This window comes from Wolbachia endosymbiont (group B) of Silvanus unidentatus (genome assembly GCF_964028615.1).
Lineage (GTDB): Bacteria > Pseudomonadota > Alphaproteobacteria > Rickettsiales > Anaplasmataceae > Wolbachia.
Genome location: NZ_OZ034795.1, coordinates 148,822 through 166,495 on the forward strand (window position 1 = coordinate 148,822; position 17,674 = coordinate 166,495).

12 protein-coding genes are annotated in these 17,674 nt (G+C 33.2%); 3 read left to right on the top strand and 9 right to left on the bottom strand.

Features of this window, described 5'->3' with window-relative positions:
• Positions 1 to 90: 90 nt before the first annotated feature.
• Entirely contained in the window at positions 91 to 453 is a 363-nt protein-coding gene (locus ABWU65_RS00650; RefSeq protein WP_265016910.1) for a hypothetical protein, read from the bottom strand.
• A 32-nt stretch (positions 454 to 485) separates the two neighbouring features.
• Positions 486 to 953, bottom strand: a complete 468-nt coding sequence (locus ABWU65_RS00655) for a hypothetical protein (RefSeq protein ID WP_353280083.1) — start codon at positions 951 to 953, stop codon at positions 486 to 488.
• A gap of 536 nt (positions 954 to 1,489) precedes the next feature.
• Between ABWU65_RS00655 and ABWU65_RS00660 the strand changes: the two genes are divergently transcribed.
• The 3 genes from ABWU65_RS00660 (at position 1,490) to ABWU65_RS00675 (ending at position 3,604) form a co-directional block, all read left to right on the top strand.
• Positions 1,490 to 1,657 carry a hypothetical protein gene (locus ABWU65_RS00660; RefSeq protein ID WP_214249406.1) on the top strand — a complete coding sequence of 56 codons (168 nt, stop codon included), beginning with the start codon at positions 1,490 to 1,492 and terminating at the stop codon, positions 1,655 to 1,657.
• 16 nt (positions 1,658 to 1,673) lie between these two features.
• Positions 1,674 to 2,270, top strand: coding sequence for a transposase (locus tag ABWU65_RS00665; RefSeq protein WP_264685011.1), 597 nt, complete (start codon positions 1,674 to 1,676; stop codon positions 2,268 to 2,270).
• Between the two features lie 353 nt (positions 2,271 to 2,623).
• Positions 2,624 to 3,604 (top strand): IS481 family transposase, encoded by a 981-nt coding sequence (locus ABWU65_RS00675; protein ID WP_019078870.1) that lies wholly within the window; start codon positions 2,624 to 2,626, stop codon positions 3,602 to 3,604.
• A gap of 67 nt (positions 3,605 to 3,671) precedes the next feature.
• Here the strand turns inward: ABWU65_RS00675 and ABWU65_RS00680 are convergent, their stop codons facing one another.
• From ABWU65_RS00680 to ABWU65_RS00710, 7 genes are all read right to left on the bottom strand, one after another.
• Positions 3,672 to 9,272: an ankyrin repeat domain-containing protein gene (locus tag ABWU65_RS00680; protein WP_353280087.1), complete on the bottom strand. Its 5,601-nt coding sequence runs from the start codon at positions 9,270 to 9,272 to the stop codon at positions 3,672 to 3,674.
• A gap of 846 nt (positions 9,273 to 10,118) precedes the next feature.
• On the bottom strand, positions 10,119 to 12,245 hold the full coding sequence (locus tag ABWU65_RS00685; RefSeq protein ID WP_353280089.1) for a hypothetical protein: 2,127 nt from the start codon (positions 12,243 to 12,245) through the stop codon (positions 10,119 to 10,121).
• Positions 12,245 to 14,257 carry a hypothetical protein gene (locus ABWU65_RS00690; RefSeq protein WP_353280091.1) on the bottom strand — a complete coding sequence of 671 codons (2,013 nt, stop codon included), beginning with the start codon at positions 14,255 to 14,257 and terminating at the stop codon, positions 12,245 to 12,247. The genes ABWU65_RS00685 and ABWU65_RS00690 overlap by 1 nt, the downstream gene beginning before the upstream one ends.
• Positions 14,258 to 14,467: 210 nt before the next feature.
• A complete protein-coding gene (locus tag ABWU65_RS00695; RefSeq protein ID WP_353280093.1) occupies positions 14,468 to 15,958 on the bottom strand; it encodes a recombinase family protein in 1,491 nt (496 codons plus the stop codon).
• Positions 15,959 to 15,960: 2 nt separating this feature from the next.
• On the bottom strand, positions 15,961 to 16,392 hold the full coding sequence (locus ABWU65_RS00700) for a DUF2924 domain-containing protein (protein WP_353280094.1): 432 nt from the start codon (positions 16,390 to 16,392) through the stop codon (positions 15,961 to 15,963).
• A 12-nt stretch (positions 16,393 to 16,404) separates the two neighbouring features.
• Positions 16,405 to 16,866 carry an ankyrin repeat domain-containing protein gene (locus ABWU65_RS00705; RefSeq protein WP_353280095.1) on the bottom strand — a complete coding sequence of 154 codons (462 nt, stop codon included), beginning with the start codon at positions 16,864 to 16,866 and terminating at the stop codon, positions 16,405 to 16,407.
• A gap of 25 nt (positions 16,867 to 16,891) precedes the next feature.
• Positions 16,892 to 17,587 carry an ankyrin repeat domain-containing protein gene (locus tag ABWU65_RS00710; protein WP_353280096.1) on the bottom strand — a complete coding sequence of 232 codons (696 nt, stop codon included), beginning with the start codon at positions 17,585 to 17,587 and terminating at the stop codon, positions 16,892 to 16,894.
• Positions 17,588 to 17,674: the final 87 nt, after the last annotated feature.

A 17,674-nucleotide genomic window follows, 5' to 3' on the forward strand; every position in this document is an offset into this window, starting at 1 on the left:
GGCAAGCATAACATAACCAGCTATTTCTAAGTGATGATAAAGGAAGCAAAATTACAAATGTAATTTTGCTTGTTTTCTTTAATACCTTCATCACAACAACTGATTTTGCTGTATTGGATTAGATGGTTGAATATAACCTAAACTACTGTGACACGATTCTTCGTATGACGGTGGTGATGAACACGATTCCTCGTATGAAGGTAGTAGTTCCTCAAGCGGTGCTGAAGGTTGTACTTTTTCATAATTGTCAGAAGGAAAATTGTCTGATTCTTTATTATTAGTTGCCTTATCCATACATTTTACTGGTTGCTCTATATAGTCTTGTATTTCTTTTGTAAAACTATGATTTAGATAACAACTTGTTAAGTAAGCTACACCTGCTACTGTGAGTGCTAATGATGCAAAAACTAAAGGTGAAGCTCCTATACACCTAAAAACCTTTACTTTATACATACTCATATGAGCAGGTGGGTCAATGGTTGTTGCTAAAAAAATAAAAAGTCAAGTGAAAAAAATATTAACAAGCAAATTCCACCCAATGAACAAGATCCTAACGCTACTTCTTTTAATGATTTTTCGTTTTTCTTTTTATTATTAAGGCTTCGATACATTTTATTAACGTTAGTATTGCTAATATAATCTTCTAGTTCTTTTAAAATTTGAGTCTTTAACTCTTCAATCTCATTATCTATTAACGAATAGTATTTTTTATACCGCTGCTTCAATTGAACGTCTAATACTGATTTACCACCATTGAGAAGATTTAAAATGTCTTTTTTGCATAACTCAATCTCCTGAGAAATTTTAGAATCGTTTTGTTCTTTTATATCTTGATCCATTTTAGCCTGTAGTTTTTGACCAAAATCTTTAAATACAGTTCTGCAAGAAAGGTATTTTAATATAATAGGTAAAGCCAGCTCATTTCCCTTACTAAGCAAAGATAAAAGATTCAAAGCGAAAGAATTAGGTACTGCTTCTCTTGGTAGAATTAAGTGAAATCTTGGAGAGTAGACCGGCAGAACTTCCCCAGTCAGTCTCTCGCAAAACTGTACGTAAATCTCTCGATTTATACAGCTTCCATTATTCAGCCTTTTGACCTAACCCTAATGTCCAGTGGTAGAAAGTCTTTGGATTCTCTTCTTTTATTTTTCCTAGAAGTTGCCTTGCTAGTCTTTTTCCAAGTTTCGGATATTTCTTTCTTGTCCACTTTTCTAGATGTTGCTCTACATTGTTAAGAGGTTTATACACCTCCGATTGGTAAAACCTGCCATAGTACTGATACTAGCCTCTTACTATTGGATTGTATATTAAATCAAAGTTGCAACGCTATAATGAGCAAGCTGTCAATTGGATTGATAGAAATCGTAGGAATCTCGGTACACTCCTTGCTTAAAAAATGTAGTACGAACGGTAGGGGGACCTAAAAGATCGAATCACAATCCTGTACATCATTTATATTGTTATTTGATTATAATTTATAGGTGCAAAAATGGCTAGAACAGTTTTTATGGGTATTGATGTTTCAAAAGAGACACTTGATATTTCAATCAACAATAAACATCAGCGTATAGAAAATGCAGAAAAAGCTATATCTGAGTTTATAAAGTCAAAAATAGTTAATATATTTGTTGAATTATGTGTAAACAGGCGGTTATGAAAAACTTGTCGTAAAATTGTTACAAGAACATAGTATAGTTGTTCATAGAGCTCACCCAAACCGGGTATATGCGTTTGCGAAAGCTTGTAACCATTTTGCAAAAACAGACAAATTAGATGCAAAATTGCTAGAAAAGTATGCTGAATTTATCACAAAAAACGATGAGGTAGTAGAATGTATAGTTTCACAAAAACAAGAAGAACTAAAAGAACTAAGAGCAATTGAGCGTAATCTAAGCGATGCAAATATGTGTCGTTTACATAATGTGACAGGAAAAGCCAGAAAATATATAGTAAAGCAGATAGAATTTGCCAAAAAACAATTAGAGCAAGTTAGGCAAGACATAGAAGACATAATAGACTCTGACCCTGGTTTGAAGGAAAAAAGCAAACTTCTAACTAGCTATAAAGGTATTGGACGCAAAATTGCGAGTATCCTACTCATAGAAGTACCTGAGCTTGGTAGATTAGATAATAAAGAAATAGCCTGTCTAATTGGAGTTGCACCAAAAACTAATGAAAGCGGAAGAGGTAAGCAAAGCTCAAATCATAGGTGGCAGGTTTTATGCTCGAAAAGCATTATACATGTCTGCTGTGGTCGCAATGCGTCATAACAGGAAAATGAAAGCTCTTTATCAGTGCTTAGTTGCTTCTGGCAAAGCCACTAAAGTTGCATTAGTTGCTGTCATAAGAAAAATCATTATTTGTTTAAATGCCATGGTAAAAAACAATAGTTTTTATCTTGACGCTTAAGACGGTAGATTCCAGTACTGGAATGACAGGAGCAGAAACTGGAATGACAAGAAATCTAATATTTTCACATTTCCTGAACAATGCTTATTTGTGTGATTCATATAGGTTATTACAATAAAAATGTAAGATCAAATAGAAATTTGTACTTGTGATAGTTTATATACCTTATTACAATTATGGTGGGAAGTATATCAACAAGAAAAGCCGCAAGTAAATGGACTCTAAAGTTAAGCTACGCCTGAATTGGGTAAACCTATATAAAAAATTAGGTCATGCAGGAAGAGTATGTCAGCACTATAATATTTCACGCTTTACCTTACGCAAATGGTGTAAACGTTACAAGGAGTTTGGTGAAAAAGGATTAGAAAATCTTAGTAGCAGGCCTAAAACCTCACCTTTACAAAAAACCAATATATCTAGTGATCAACTTATTCTCCACTTAAGAAAAACTAGAAAATTAGGAGCAAGACGTATTCAAACTGAATTGAAACGTTTACATGATCTCTCTTTTTCATTGGCTACTATACACAAAGTTTTCAAAAAATATGATGTAAGTCTTTTACGTATTAAACGTCATTACCGCAAACAAATAAAGCGTTACAACTGTAAAGTACCAGGAGAGCGTATACAGATGGATGTATGCAAAATAGCTTCTGGACTTTATCAGTATACCGCTATAGATGATTGTACACGTTATAAAGTTGTTACATTGTACCCAAGACGTACTGCAGAAAACACTCTAGATTTTCTTGAACAACTAAGAGAAAAAATGCCATTTCATTGTCAAAGAATTCAAACCGATAGAGGACAGGAATTTTTTGCTTATGGGGTGCAAGAATATTTGAAAAAATGGAAAATCAAATTTCGTCCTATCAAGCCATTTTCCCCGCATTTAAACGGTAAAGTGGAAAGAGCTCAGCGTACAGATTTAGATGAATTTTACAGTAGTGTTAACATCAAGGATCCTGACCTACAAATTAAACTCAGAGATTGGGAAAACCATTATAATAGACAACGTCCTCATAGCTCTCTTCAAGGGAAAACTCCATGGGAAAAATATAAAGAGCTAGAAAGTACAATTCCTTGTTTAAGTGAAGTGCAAAAAAATTACATTCCGTCAAAGGAGCCTTTTGTCATGCAAAATTACAAGCATGATCAAAGATTAAAGTCAATTCAAAAACACAACGTTACTTAACTATTTAAAATTCAGACTTAATCTGACAAATCAGTTGTTATGACCTATATGAATCACACAGATAAAATTAAGCAACTTGACCAGCAGAAGTAACTCCTCTCAGGCTCTTATTATCCGTAGGTTCTATAGTAATGCTGTTAAGTGAAGATATTGGCCGCTGTGACTTTTTCAAATTGCTATTTTCCCATTGTATAAATCTTTGTATTTGATCGTCATAATGATTCAGTTTATATTTCAGCTCAATGAGTGACCCTTCTCTGTCTAGTGATAGATTTACAGTCTTCTGAACACCTAGAGATGTCACTCTCATATTTTCCAAATTTCTTCTTTTAGGTGATATACACTGACCCTTCACTGAGCCTGATAAAGTACAATCTTGCAACTCTGAGACTTGCTGCTGATTATCCATTTTTCTCCTTTTAGTTTTTGTACTCTCTGTGTCTAGAAAACTTTTGTTTTCTAGCAGTAATTCTTCACTTGATACTGAAGAAGAACTTTCGCTATTTTTTTCTACATAAAGCTCTTTTAAAATTGAGACACCCTTAGCATTCAAATCAGATTTTTCAAATTGTAAGAGCGATTCTCTTTTTTCTATCTCATTTCTTAAATATGTTAACTTGTCTTCACCTTCAGTAAATAATTCTTGTATAGCATTTACAGTTCCTAAAGTGTCAGGATGATTTACTCCTATCACTTTCTCCTGTAATTCTTGCAATTGTTGGAGTTCTTGTAATGCTTTTTCCTTATCCCCTAAGCAGCTATGTAAAACAGCTATATAAAACTTCACAGATAGTACGTTAGGATGATTATCTAAAAATCCATAATTTTTTTGTAGCTTCAGTACTTCCTCAAAATATCGCAATGTTTTTTCTCTTAATTCCCTCTGAATGACTTTTTCTACTTCTATTTCAACAAAATAAGGAGCAGGTTGTAAGTACTGACTACCTTCTTGATTTATTAGAACATCTTGTAGATTCCTAAATAAAGCTTGTATACTCAATTCACGAGGTAAATCCTCTTTATGTGATAACTCTCCTTCATTTATAGTTACTTTTTTTCTTTCTTGAACCATAAAGAAATATGCTAGGGCATAGATATATTTTGTATCTAAATTATAAAGTTCATACATCTCGGAAGGATAAAGATAAGGATCATCATCGGAGTAAAAATCACCTATTTTAAGGAAAATTTCATCTCTCAGTCGTCTTACATAGTACAAAGTTGTAAATGCATCAGTATATCTTTTTTGCATCACAAATACTTCAGCTATAATAACTGCTATATCTAGATGTTCTTCCATAAGTTCCATGATGTCTTCTCCATATAAACTATTGACTATAAAGTTATTGTATTTAACGTATGACAATGCTTCTTTATAATTTTTTTGTTTGAGATAAGTAGAAAGTATTTTTTTATCCAAAGTAAGAGAAGGAAATGTATCATTTACCTTCTCGAGTTTTTTTAAATCCAGAAAGATTTTTAACGCTCTATCGTATAGTCCCAAACCAGCTTGCGCGCAGGCAAACTCATATTTAATTAATCTTGAATATCTATCATCTACAGCAAGTAATTGATATAATTGTGACGTGAGATTGATAACTTTTTTGTACTCATGTAACTCATTTAAGCTACTCAAAACTAAACAAGGAAAATTCTTATTTTCTTCTATTAGATAGTCATATTTTTGACTATGATCAAACAAGGATAAGAGATGCACTACATCTAAAAATCCTCCTTCAGCTTCAGATACCAGTTCTATGACACAACTTAATATGTGTTTTTCCTCATCTATGCTAAGCCATGAACGCACTACTTTTTTGACCGATTCATGCATAATGTAAACCTTGTATTTATCTGATCCTTCTACATAAATTATGGAATACTGCTCTAGCAATTCGAAAATGGAGTATAGTCCATCCTCATATCTAATCCAGGTAAGAAATAAACTGGGATCAATTGCACTATGATCAAAATAAGCCATAATACTTAAAATTTTTAGAATTTTCTCTCCAGAACTCATCTTTTCTATTGTTTCCATCGAGATTAGTAATGTTATTTGCAATATTCTATCGTATTCATTTTGTCCAGTGTTTCGTGGAAATTTCTGATTAAACCTTTCGTATTCTATTAAATATTCAAAAATTCCAAATGCTTCGCTCAAAGAGCTTGATCCTTTGTTTTTAATACATGCTGCTGCTAGATTTATAGCCAATGGAAAACATTTTAGTTTTCTTATGAGCGCTTTTATTTGTTCATCTTGCGATCTATCTGCCATCTCTAAAATTATTTTGACAAGTTGTACAGCTTCTTTTTCTTCAAGACTATCTAAAGATACTTCTGCTATATCTTGATAATCTTGATCAGAAGAAGTAAACAGGCAATCAAAACCACCTCTTTGACCTCTGATCTTTAAAATCCTCTCTAGATCTTCTTTTTTAACTCCCTGAAAAAGGAATAGGCATTTTTTCTTTTCTTTATTTCCTACTCCTCCTTCCATAAACATGGCTAACCTATCTCGGGTAAAGGAAGCAAAAGAACTTTCTATGGATAATATATCTTGAGTACTCACCTCATAGGCATGAAGATAAGCTCCTTTGTTTTCTTCAACAAACTTTCTAGCTAATTGAGTTTTACCAATACCAGATGGACCTACTATTACTACCGCTCCCCCCTGCAATTTTGTATATATCTCATCTATTTGTTCTTGCCTTCCAGTGAATTCTTCTACTGGATCACATACATCCTGAAAATTCATTTTACCAAATAGAAATCCTAATTTTTTTACATTTGATAATCTTTTTATACTAGACCGAAAACTCCTAGATCTTGCTGCATTATCATGCTCTGATTCAAGTAGGTTGCTATAGTCTTGAGCGACTGTTTCAGCATGCTTTACAAATGCTTCTTTTACTTTTAGATAATAAGATAAATTTGGAATTGTTTTTAAATTGTTTTCCATCGAATATATAACATCACTATTTTTTCCAGCCCTTTCTATTATCTTTTTGCCTTTCCTTATTCCTTCTCCTTCAACTAAGTATCTCATATTCATATCTAAACTTTGTTTGCATCCTTGACAGAAAAGTAAGATATACTCGCTTAAAACGCTTACCTCTCGTTCAATATGAGATTTAATTTTTACTATAAGATCCTCAATTACTTTTTTGCTTGGCATTTGAATTTCTTCATTGACAATATAAAATACCTTCTCCACTTTAGCCTTAAAGTCTTGTAGGCCTAAAGCGTCTAAGGTATACACATAATTTTCAAGTTCTACGTTTGTGGTTTCTACTCTAATATATCTTGTCTCATATGTTCTTTTCGACTTTTCACCCATAAGGGAACGGCGATAACCATACTGACTAGATTTATCTTCACTTCTTTTTCTATAATATATAAAAGAGCCTTCACTTCCTTCTGCAATTCCGATATTTTCATATAAATCTTTAAGGTTATAACTTATTTCTCCATACTGCGCAGACACCTCTTGCAAATATGTATTTAGAACAAGGGTTTCAGCTATCCCTAGCTTGCTCAAATCTCCCTTGTATTCTTTCTGAATATAATATTCGATGATCTTATCTACAATGTCATCTGCTATCTTTGAAACATGATCAAAGCCTATTTTCTCAAACTGCATTTCAAAACTTTGAAAAATATTGCATCCAGCATCTACTAATATTTTTCTAAAGCCCAGTTTATATTCATTAAATGTTTCTATTAAGTCTGATAGATTAATAAAATTTTTTGTCGCTTTTATTACATTACCTGTTCTCAAAGATGCCCTCATACCAAACATTGCCAAGTCATCTGTATGTATTGAACATCCAAAAATACTCCGCACAGATCTATTAGTGTTCATTCCATCAAAAAATATTCTGTTCCCCTCTCTCAGCATACTCGCAAGCACATCATATATAATGATCCTCGTTTCAAATGATTGAATGAAACTCAGAACAAACTTCATCAAATTCGAATACTCTACTTGATAAAATTGATAATGATTACCTCCTTTGTAGGATAAGTGTATTTTATTACAGTATTTTTTCTCTTCATTGTATATAAGATCTTTTGAATCTTTCTGAGACACTATTATCGCTGTATTTAGTAGATCAGACATTGAATTTATTTCATGCTTTCCACCCCAAACTCCAGTAAGTTCCATGCACTTTAAGTATGTGTCAAATACAAATTCTTGAACTTGATTACGTTTTTTTATCTTATTAAGTTCAGTACAAATTTCCTTTACTGCATTTTCATCAAAAAAATTGGGTTGGAGTTTACTAATATCAATATTATACTGCTTAATTTTTTCAGCACCGAATTCATGTTCAAACTCTTTTTTAAAGGTACCTCCTGTAAAATAACTTCCACTGTGACTCTCAAAAAGATCCATAATTTCAACCTTATTTTCAAATCTTCTTTGGCTGAAACATACTGCATCAGCAACCTCACAACGAAATGTCTTCGTTACTAATTGCTTCATTACACTATCTTCATAAATATTTGCATTACTTTGCATTAGCCTTTGAATTGAATGTACATCATGGTCGCTCGCAAATAATTCTTTAAACCTTTCATGAAAGGCATAATCATCAAATTTTACGGGAGCTAAGTAAGCTAAAGCAACAGACCAAAATAAGCAGCTGCCATCTCCCGGTACATCAACTTCTTCATATGAAATAAGTGGTTGCAGTATCTTAGCGATATCTTTTCTGTTATTATCTTTAGCAATATCTATAGGAGTCTTTCCCTCTCCATCTAAAACATCAACTTGCGCTCCTATCTTTAGCAAAAATCTGACAATTGTTAACTCTCCCAGGCAAACAGCAATATGCAGCGGTGTATCACTGCATTGATTCACTCGAAAATTAACGTTTAGACTCGGATATACCTTAAAAAAACTTTTCAGCTTTTCAAGCTTTCTATCTTCTAGAATACTAGAATCCTCTATAATATTAGTAAACTCTCTTATTAATAGTGTCTCGCTCAAGATTGGCTCAAAATGGAAACCTCCTTTATTTATTATATGTATAGTATTTTTTTCATTATAATCTGTACTTACAGGTTTGGATGTTAACTCATCAATAAGATACCCTGACCATCCACATATATGAAGATCTTCAATAACATGCAGCTTAATATTATATTCATTACAAATCATACTTCCCTCAATTTCAGGCCTACCCCATATAGGAATCTGCAACGTACTTCCATACTTTAAATCAGTTAACGATAAAAACACGTCTTTATTGTCCCTCTGCATTTTTTCTATATCTTCAATACTGTATTCTATACCAATCAAATAAGTCTTCCATAATTCATCATCATTAATACCAGGCTCTGGGAGTATTACTGTAGAATCTTCACGGTTTCTAGCATCTGCTATAATCTTTTCTTTCATTTCTTGACTAATTAAAGCTTGCTTCCTACAAACTTCTCTCAAAGATTTCACAGTAAAGTTTGTTCCAGGATTTAATTGCTTAAGTCCCTGTGCAACTGCATCAAAGAAACAATCTCCTCCTCCAATTGCTTTTCCTATTGTAAAACCTTCTGGCAGCTTTAATATTTGCTGACTGCTAGATAGTAGTGTGTCTTCTTTTTGCATTCTTATTAACCTAGATTGATTATCTATTACTTGTTCCTTTGTATTTTCTTTACCTAACATAAAGCCCCCTATATTTTAATATTCATATTTTGATGATTTTGTCGTAAACCTCTTTTCTAAAGATTGGTTTCAACATTTGATTCTTATACAGCTGTACCAAAACAATTTGCTGTAGAAACCTTAAGTTAATTTCAAGTAACTTTGATTGCTGAGTAACAGTGTGCTTTTCTTTTGATTTCTTACTAAACTAGATATATTCTTAAAAAAGCCAGGATTGCTTTCTGAATGATGTACACAATACAATGCATCTGACTCAATACCCCATGTATTTATTATGTTAAACTCGACTATAGCTAAAGAAATCTAGCAGAACAAGAACTTTTTTCATGTTTTAATATTTTTTTAAAACTAAAGCCAGTGCTTGTAAAAACACGTCTATTCTTTTACTACAATGTACTTTTTCTATTTCTAAATACTAATTTAACAAAAACTAAAACAATTTCACATATCACTACAACCATTTCCAGCAACCAATACTGCTACCCGTGAGAAGACTTTTCTTTGGGATGGATTGGTCTACCACTTGACCCATACGAACTTTTTAATATAGTAACTTTACTATAACGCTAAAATTAGCCATATTAGCCCATTTTATCCATATCTACATACGAACTGGTTTGCCTAATTTTGTTGCAAAGATTTCAAACTTTTATTTTCATAACACCGCTTTTACGTAAAAAGTTCTCAAAAATATACGATCTTTTTTGTAATTTTAGAAAGAGTCAATAATTGAATTTTTTGTGATGCTAAATGAGAGAACCTTTTGAAAATATTCAACCAATAAAAAAGCTTGTATCTCCTACCTAGTGCTCTCTCTTGCATACTTGAAAAAACTACTCAAAAAACTTATACACCAGCCCCACTACCTTTCCCAATTCCTACACTTGCACCTTGGCTTACATTCACATCATCTAAAACAGTTTCTGGATCTACCCCCATTCTTCTTAACATTTCTTCAAATTTTGTTGCCTTTTGAGCTTCTTGTTCTGCCGTTTGCTCTGCCCTTTGTCTTGCCTGAATTGACTGTTCTCTACTTTGCTCTAATGCTCTAATTCTAACTTCTATTTCTTCTATGCGCCTCCTTATATCATTTGATTCTTCTATTGCTTTTTTTGTTCTTTTCTTTTCTTTTTCAAAAAAGGTTTCTTTTTTCTCAAACTTTTTTTCAAGCAACTCTGTTAACTGATTTAGCGCAAAAACTGATATACTTCCTATTTCTCTCCTTTTTGGATTGCCACCGTTGTAATACTGACCTACCACCTCTTGTAACCCTTTGCCATTTTCCTTATTATAATAATAATTTACCATAAGGTTTGCAAATTTGAATAATTCCTGACACGAGAGCTTTTTTATATACTCCTTACTTATTTCAGTAAATTCAGTTTCATCTGCTCCTAACACAAATTTCTGTTGCTCAAAAAAATCACTATTATCCCAACAGAAACAACTTTCTATATTCTCACACAATTTTATTATCAATTTGTAGTATGAATTTATCAAATCAGAATACTCCAATATTGGCTCTACAAATATTTCGTCAGGTTGTACTTTATCTTTTTTGTGACTCTTTAATATTTTATATTGTGTTTCACCTTCTTTTAATAACTTACCCACTTCCAATTTTATTATCTCCAACTCTTTACAATTTTTACATTCCTTACTTAACGATTTTAGATTTTCTATCCAAATCTCTTCATAGAATTTTTGATACTCTTCATTACGTTGTTCAAATTTCTTTCTTATCTCTTTTGTTGAGTCAAGAATGTTTCTTGCTTCTCTTATAGACATTTCCTCATCAAGTATCTTTTTCACAAAACCTAAGTTATTTTTTAATGGCTTTATATAGTGTTCTCTTACTTCTTCCAAATATTGATTCCTTGATTCCATTAACCTTCCTTCTTCCCAATACGCTATATAATGCAACTTATTACATGCAGCTATATTGATTATCTTAAATAAATCTTGACCGCTATTAATTAGATTGACTGAAATTTCTCCAAATAATCTATATATGTAACCATACCCTTGCTTTTCTTTCATTACATAATCATGTACATTATTTAGTGCTTTCAGTATTGCATTAATTCTCTGTTGCATACTATTTGCATTTTGTATACCTGCTTGCACATCTGGATGATACTTTAACGATAGTCTCTTAACATCATTAATTCTATCCTTAGCATATCTATTATGTTCTTCTTTGCTCTTTTTACCCACTTCTACATCTTTCAGGCTTATATCAAGATTCATCAGTAACCATTTTAATTCAAATGATTCCAGTACTTCATTTAAAGTTGCATTAGAATCATTATCAATGTTATTACTTAAAATAACTGCTCTAATCAGATTACTAAACTTATCTGCTATTGCTAGCGTTCCTACTTCTGCAGTATGTCTACCAGCAAGATAAGAAGAACCTGCAGCTATAATTCCTGCTACACATATTGTTACTCCTGCACCTAATGCCGTAGCTCCTGCTCCTAACATTTTTTTTCCCATATCTTTTCCAGCATCTAGCATGTATCCCTCCTTTGTTAGCTGTTGATAATTATAAATATATCCATATTGAACAATATGCCATTGATGTACTATCACATTTGTAAATACACTAAGCACTAATCTCTGCAAAAAAGAGTAGCTATCGTAATTTATCGCTCTTTCACACTGTTCTTTAGTTAGCTCAACATCTTTGATTTTTTTGCTCCATGGCCACCACCAATAAACTCTCATTTCACCAAATGCTTCAAGTAACATCAGGTATTCATTTTCTGATACCTCACCATTTTTATTCTTTTGTAGTAGTACCTTAGAATCAAAACCCTTTTGTTTGCATAAATGCTCAAATAAAGTAGGACCAAACTCCCACAAAAGTACCCGATATTTTCTATGTTCAGAAAAACGTCTAATTATATTGTTTTGCCATAAAGGTAAACTAACACTACCAAATGTATATTCAGGAAAAATTGGTTCCATTAATTTCTCTCAATTCCTGCACTTGCACCTTGGCTTACATTCACATCATCCAAAGCAGTACCTGGATCGACTCCCATTCTTCTCAACATCTCTTCAAGTTTAGCTGACCTTTGAGCTTCTTGTTCTGCCCTTTGCTCTGCCCTTTGTCTCGCTTGATCTGACTGTTCAATACTTTGCTCTAGTGCTCTCTCCCTAGCTCCCGACTCTGCTAGTCTTACACTCTCTTCATGTCTCTCTGCTTTTTCTACCTCTTCAAACTTGTTTTTTGACCATTCTCCTACATCTGTACGATAATCAGGTCCTGTTAATATTTCCTCCCATGCTGGACTCCAGGTTATTGTACGGGAAATATATCTACAAAACCTAGCAATATACATTGATTTAGGCAGGTCATTATAATCATATAAAAGCGTAAGAAAGTTCTTATACAACTTCTTCAGATATGGATTGTTAGATTTTCTTGCTTCCTCTTCTATCTCATTTATATAATCCACTATTACTCTGTCACATCCTGTTCTTATTGCTAAGTAACCAACCTCAATACACTCATAAAGTTTGGCATATGCCTCTTCACGATCTTTTTCAGATGGCTCAGCTTTACCTACAAAAAATTCTACAATTGAACCGAAAAATGAAGTATTACGAGTATTAATATTTTCTACGCAAGTTTTCAATAGACTCATAAACTCTCTTTCACCCTGACCACCTATCTCATTTAGTAATGGCACCTTCTCCCCACTTTTTACAAAAGACCCGTCCTCAGAAGGAGTTTCTGATACTAGTTTAAGTAAATCTACTTCTTCCTTTCCTACAATCGAAAAATCAAATAGCAATTTATGAACCTTTCTCATTACTGTAAAAATCGATTTATCTATTAGAGCTTTATATTCTCCCCCCAATCCTTGCAACCTCTCCTTTATTGTAATTGATTGATTTGTGCTCGGATCTATAACACAACTTGCTAATAAAGATGCACCATTGACTATCAACACACTGATGATATGCATACTAGGTTGATCTTTATCAGCAGCATATTCCATATACTCTTTCAAAAGTTCATGCCTATTGTTTTTCTTGACCTGTTCCTTTATTCTTTCTTTTATTATTCCAATCTTTTGCTCCTTATCTCCTTCCGTGTTGTTGCATTCTTGATATAAAGGATGATGTCCTTCCTCAATTGCAGCATTGAGTACGTTATCAATTAGTTTATCATAAACTTCCTCAATAAATTCACCATTACGTATTCCATTCACTACTTCTTTACTAATACTGGTTAATATCGACCTTAATTTATCATCACCATCCCTTAAACCATCAAGCTTTTTTACTAGTGATTCATTACCTTCATATAAAAGACGAATTGCCTGACCATTTCTAATTCTCAACTGATATTCTTGAGTAATCTTTGTATACATATCACCATATACTTTATTATAATGATCGGATACATCTAACTTTAATACTGGCTGCAAAGCAAGATGGCTCTTAAATGCTTCAGTAATTTCCTTTAAATACTTATTCCCTTCTGTATAATCATCGCCATCATAAGAATAAACAAATCTTCCTGCTGGATCAAACATGTCTTGCACGTTGAATACTTGATATTTATTTTCTACAGTTTCATGCTTAAAACCCTTATATCTTTCTAGTATTTCCCGCTCCACATTTTCTAATTCTTTATTTACTTTTTCTACATCATAATTACTCGCTCTTACATCTAAAAGTTCATCAGGCTGTGCAATGTTACTTCTGGTCGGTAACCTGCCATGTATAAGACGGCCGAAGTTTTTGTCTAAAACTTGTTTTTGTGCAGCAATTATATTAATAGGCAACTGATATTTTAAAGTTTGAGTTATTCCAATAACTTTATAAGAAAGTATGGAGTGAGTAAGCCAATCTTCCCATAATTGACAATATTTAGTGCTCAATAATATCTGCAGTAACTTAGGATCATTTCTATCTATCGCTTCTTTTACCCGTTCACTAAATTGCTTGTCAAAAAAATTAGGCATACTACCTCTCTAGCTATACAATATAGCATACCTTAACTATCATTAAACCACAAATCAACAATTTTTTTTGCATAAACTTTTAATTAATTTTGAGCTAAATTTTAATAAAAATCTCTATAGCAGCTCTTTTGTAGTGTTTCTTATTTTTCAGTAATAAACTGAAATATTTTCTTTTTTCATTGTCATCTCTTCTTGTTACTTTTATAAACGTTACATCGCTAATCCATAAAATTTTTCTATTTGCTCGCTCCACAGCATCGGTATTTCTCTTAAATCCACTAACCTCAAACCCCTTGGCTGCCTCCCATTTACTATATCTTCTTTAATTTTTGGTGCTAAATAATTTAATCTTAAAATTTGTTGTATACGTCTTGTACCTATATTAACTTTAGCACTCAGCTCTTTTATATTTGCGTATTTTCCTTCCTCTAGCTGACGTTTCCATAGGTGAGCCCTCACCACTGCTTTCAGTAATGCATTGTTTGTTTTCCCCTCTGGCTCTACTACTGTGCATTTGTTTCCTTTCTTTTTTATTGGTATAAATTCCACCTTATCCTCTGAGCTCACCTCTATTCCATCTTCTTTTACCATTACTCCCTTTATTAACTTTTTTACTACTTCTTTCTGCTTTCCAAAACTTAAATTTTTCCACTCTTCCGCTTTTTCTTCCCATTTTTCATATAGCTTCTCTGTCTTCCTCATTACTTCTTTTTCCACTTCTCCTGCTACTACATTTCGATTTACTGATTCACAACCCTTTCCCCTTAAATGATTGTTACATACGTAATATCTATACCTTTTGTTCTCTTTTTTTGAGTATGTCAGCGTCATATTTACATCACAGCTCTTGCACTTTATTATTCCCTTTAGCAGTGCTTCCTCATATTTTGCTTTTCTATATGGTTGATTCTTTATCAATTCTTGTGCTTTTTGCCATTTTTCCTCTTTTATTATTGCTTCATGCTTTCCCTCATACTCTTTCTCATAATGCCGTATTTTTCCCATATATATTGGATTTGTTATTATTCTCCTCACCGTTGCTTTTTTAAAGATATCAAACCTTGCTTTCGTTCTGTAACCTTGACTATTTAACTCCCTTGCCAATTCTGCCATTGATTTTAGCTCCATATACCTCTCAAATATATGTTTTACCGTCTTTGCTTCTTTTCCATTTATTATTAATTCCTTATCTTTTACATCATACCCAAGTGGCACAGTTCCACCCATCCATAACCCCTGCTCCTTTGATGTTGCTATTTTATTTTTTACTCTCTCTACTATCATTTCTCTTTCTAGTTGTGCTGCTCCTGACAATACCGTTTGTACAAATTTTCCCATTGGCGTATTATTGTCAAATATTTGTGTTACTGCTATAAAATTTACTCGATGCCTTCTAAAAAATGATGTCACTTCTATGCTGTCTTTTGTTTCTCTTGAGAGCCTATCTAGCGTATATACTATTACACAATCTACTTCTCCTCCTTTAACATCTTCAAATAACTCCTTTATTGCTGGTCTTTCTAAGTTTTTTCCTGAATATCCGCCATCATCGTACCTTTTTGCCAATGCTACCCAGCCTTCTTTGCTCTTTATGTACTTTTCACATGCTACTCGCTGGGCATCAAGGCTATTAAACTTTTGTTCTAGCCCATCCTCATTTGATTTTCTTGTATATATCGCACACCTTACTTCTTTTAGCATTTTCAACTTCCATTTTTATCACGCATTCCAAATAATAAAGGTCCGTTGTAGCTCATTCCCATTATTTTTCCGGCTACTGCTGATAATGACGTAAAAAATTCTTCTCTATAGATTAAACCCTTATCTGTCACCATTACCGCATGCGTCTCTTCTCCTCTCTCTAGTATCAACTCTGTTCCTGCTACTGGTAATTTGTCACTACTTATTCTTTTTCCCTTCTCTAGCCGATCTGCCAGATACTCTAGTCTTTTTGCTCCTTTTCTTGACATTTCTCCATATGCTTCCTCCTGTATTCTATATGCTAATCTTGGTATCAGGTATTTCTTTGAGTATCTAGGCGCTTCTTCTCCATATACCTTCTTCCATATTTTCCTCAGCTCTTCCAATGTTTTTTTCTCCAAACCTTTTACCTTTCTTGCTATTTCTTCCTCCATATTTTTAGCCTTTTATAATTTCTCAAATAACTTTTCAATTCTGTCTGTTTCTTTCTTCAATATTTCAGTTATCTCTTTGCTGTTTTTCGCATAATCCATCCCTGTCATTCCAAATTTATCTGCTTGCTCTATTTCTGCTCCTGCTTTTACTAGCTCCTCCACTATTTCTTTTTCTCCTACCATGCACGCAAGGTGTAGAGGTATGCATTTATTTCCATATTCCTCAGCATTTACTTCTGCTCCTGATTTTATCAATTCTCTCACGATTTCTAGACGTTTCTCCGTTACCGCTAGGTGCAGTGCTGTGTATCCTTTCACATCTGCTGCATTCACATTCACTCCTTTTTCAACTAACAACTTCACTGTTTTTGCGTCTACTGCATAATGCAGAGCTGTTCTTTCCTTCTTGTCTCTTGCATAAATATTTTTAAATGAGTTCTCTAATAGTGACTCCTCTTTTCCTTTTTTACTCATAACCTACCTCACCTTTTTTTGAATTTTAAGCCCTCCTTTTCACCACCTCATCTATCATTTCACTTACTTGGCTTATTATTTTGCTTGCTAAATTTTCACATTCTTCCTTTATTAGTGATTTGTCTCTCTTCCTTATTTCTCCTATCTCTATTATTTTTAGCTCCGGTAAATAACTCCCATTCAACATGTCTGCTATTTCTCCCACTAGCCTCTCTATTTCATAGCATGTCAGTTCTCTACTTTTTGTTACTCCTCCTTTTTCTCTCAAAAATTTACTTGCCTTTTCACTCCCTTTGCTATCACATAGACGATACTTTTCACTTTCCCAGATGTAATACATTGGCGTTGCGCCATACTTATTCAGTTGATTAACCTCAGCTCCTGCTTTTACTAGCTCTTTTATTATTTCAACTCCTGCTCCTTTGCACGCAGAGTGCAGTGGCGTACATCCAGTGACATATTGAGTAGCATTTACTTCTGCTCCTTCCCTTAGCAGCACTTTTACATTTTCTAAACTCTTTGCGAATACTGCACAGTGTAGAGGTGTATAACCATTTTTATCTCTTGCATTTACCTCTGCTCCTTTCTTTATTAAGAACCTCACTGTTTTGTAATCGGAGATTTCTACTGCTTGATGCAAGATCGTCTCTCCTTCTTCATTTCTTTTATTAATATCTTTACTTGATACTTCTTTAAAAAACTTACTCTTGCTAAAACTCATTTCATACCTCACAAAATTAGCTTTTCTAGCGCCAGATAAATTTCTTATGTTTACCTGCTGCTATTCAAGTCATGTCCGTTTTAGCAT

Bases quoted from the DNA above. Each gene is read 5' to 3' on its own strand.
- ABWU65_RS00650 (WP_265016910.1), bottom strand. From the start codon at position 453: ATGTATAAAGTAAAGGTTTTTAGGTGTATAGGAGCTTCACCTTTAGTT.
- ABWU65_RS00660 (WP_214249406.1), top strand. From the start codon at position 1,490: ATGGCTAGAACAGTTTTTATGGGTATTGATGTTTCAAAAGAGACACTT.
- ABWU65_RS00675 (WP_019078870.1), top strand. From the start codon at position 2,624: ATGGACTCTAAAGTTAAGCTACGCCTGAATTGGGTAAACCTATATAAA.
- ABWU65_RS00680 (WP_353280087.1), bottom strand. From the start codon at position 9,272: ATGTTAGGTAAAGAAAATACAAAGGAACAAGTAATAGATAATCAATCT.
- ABWU65_RS00685 (WP_353280089.1), bottom strand. From the start codon at position 12,245: ATGGAACCAATTTTTCCTGAATATACATTTGGTAGTGTTAGTTTACCT.
- ABWU65_RS00690 (WP_353280091.1), bottom strand. From the start codon at position 14,257: ATGCCTAATTTTTTTGACAAGCAATTTAGTGAACGGGTAAAAGAAGCG.
- ABWU65_RS00695 (WP_353280093.1), bottom strand. From the start codon at position 15,958: ATGCTAAAAGAAGTAAGGTGTGCGATATATACAAGAAAATCAAATGAG.
- ABWU65_RS00700 (WP_353280094.1), bottom strand. From the start codon at position 16,392: ATGGAGGAAGAAATAGCAAGAAAGGTAAAAGGTTTGGAGAAAAAAACA.
- ABWU65_RS00705 (WP_353280095.1), bottom strand. From the start codon at position 16,866: ATGAGTAAAAAAGGAAAAGAGGAGTCACTATTAGAGAACTCATTTAAA.
- ABWU65_RS00710 (WP_353280096.1), bottom strand. From the start codon at position 17,587: ATGAGTTTTAGCAAGAGTAAGTTTTTTAAAGAAGTATCAAGTAAAGAT.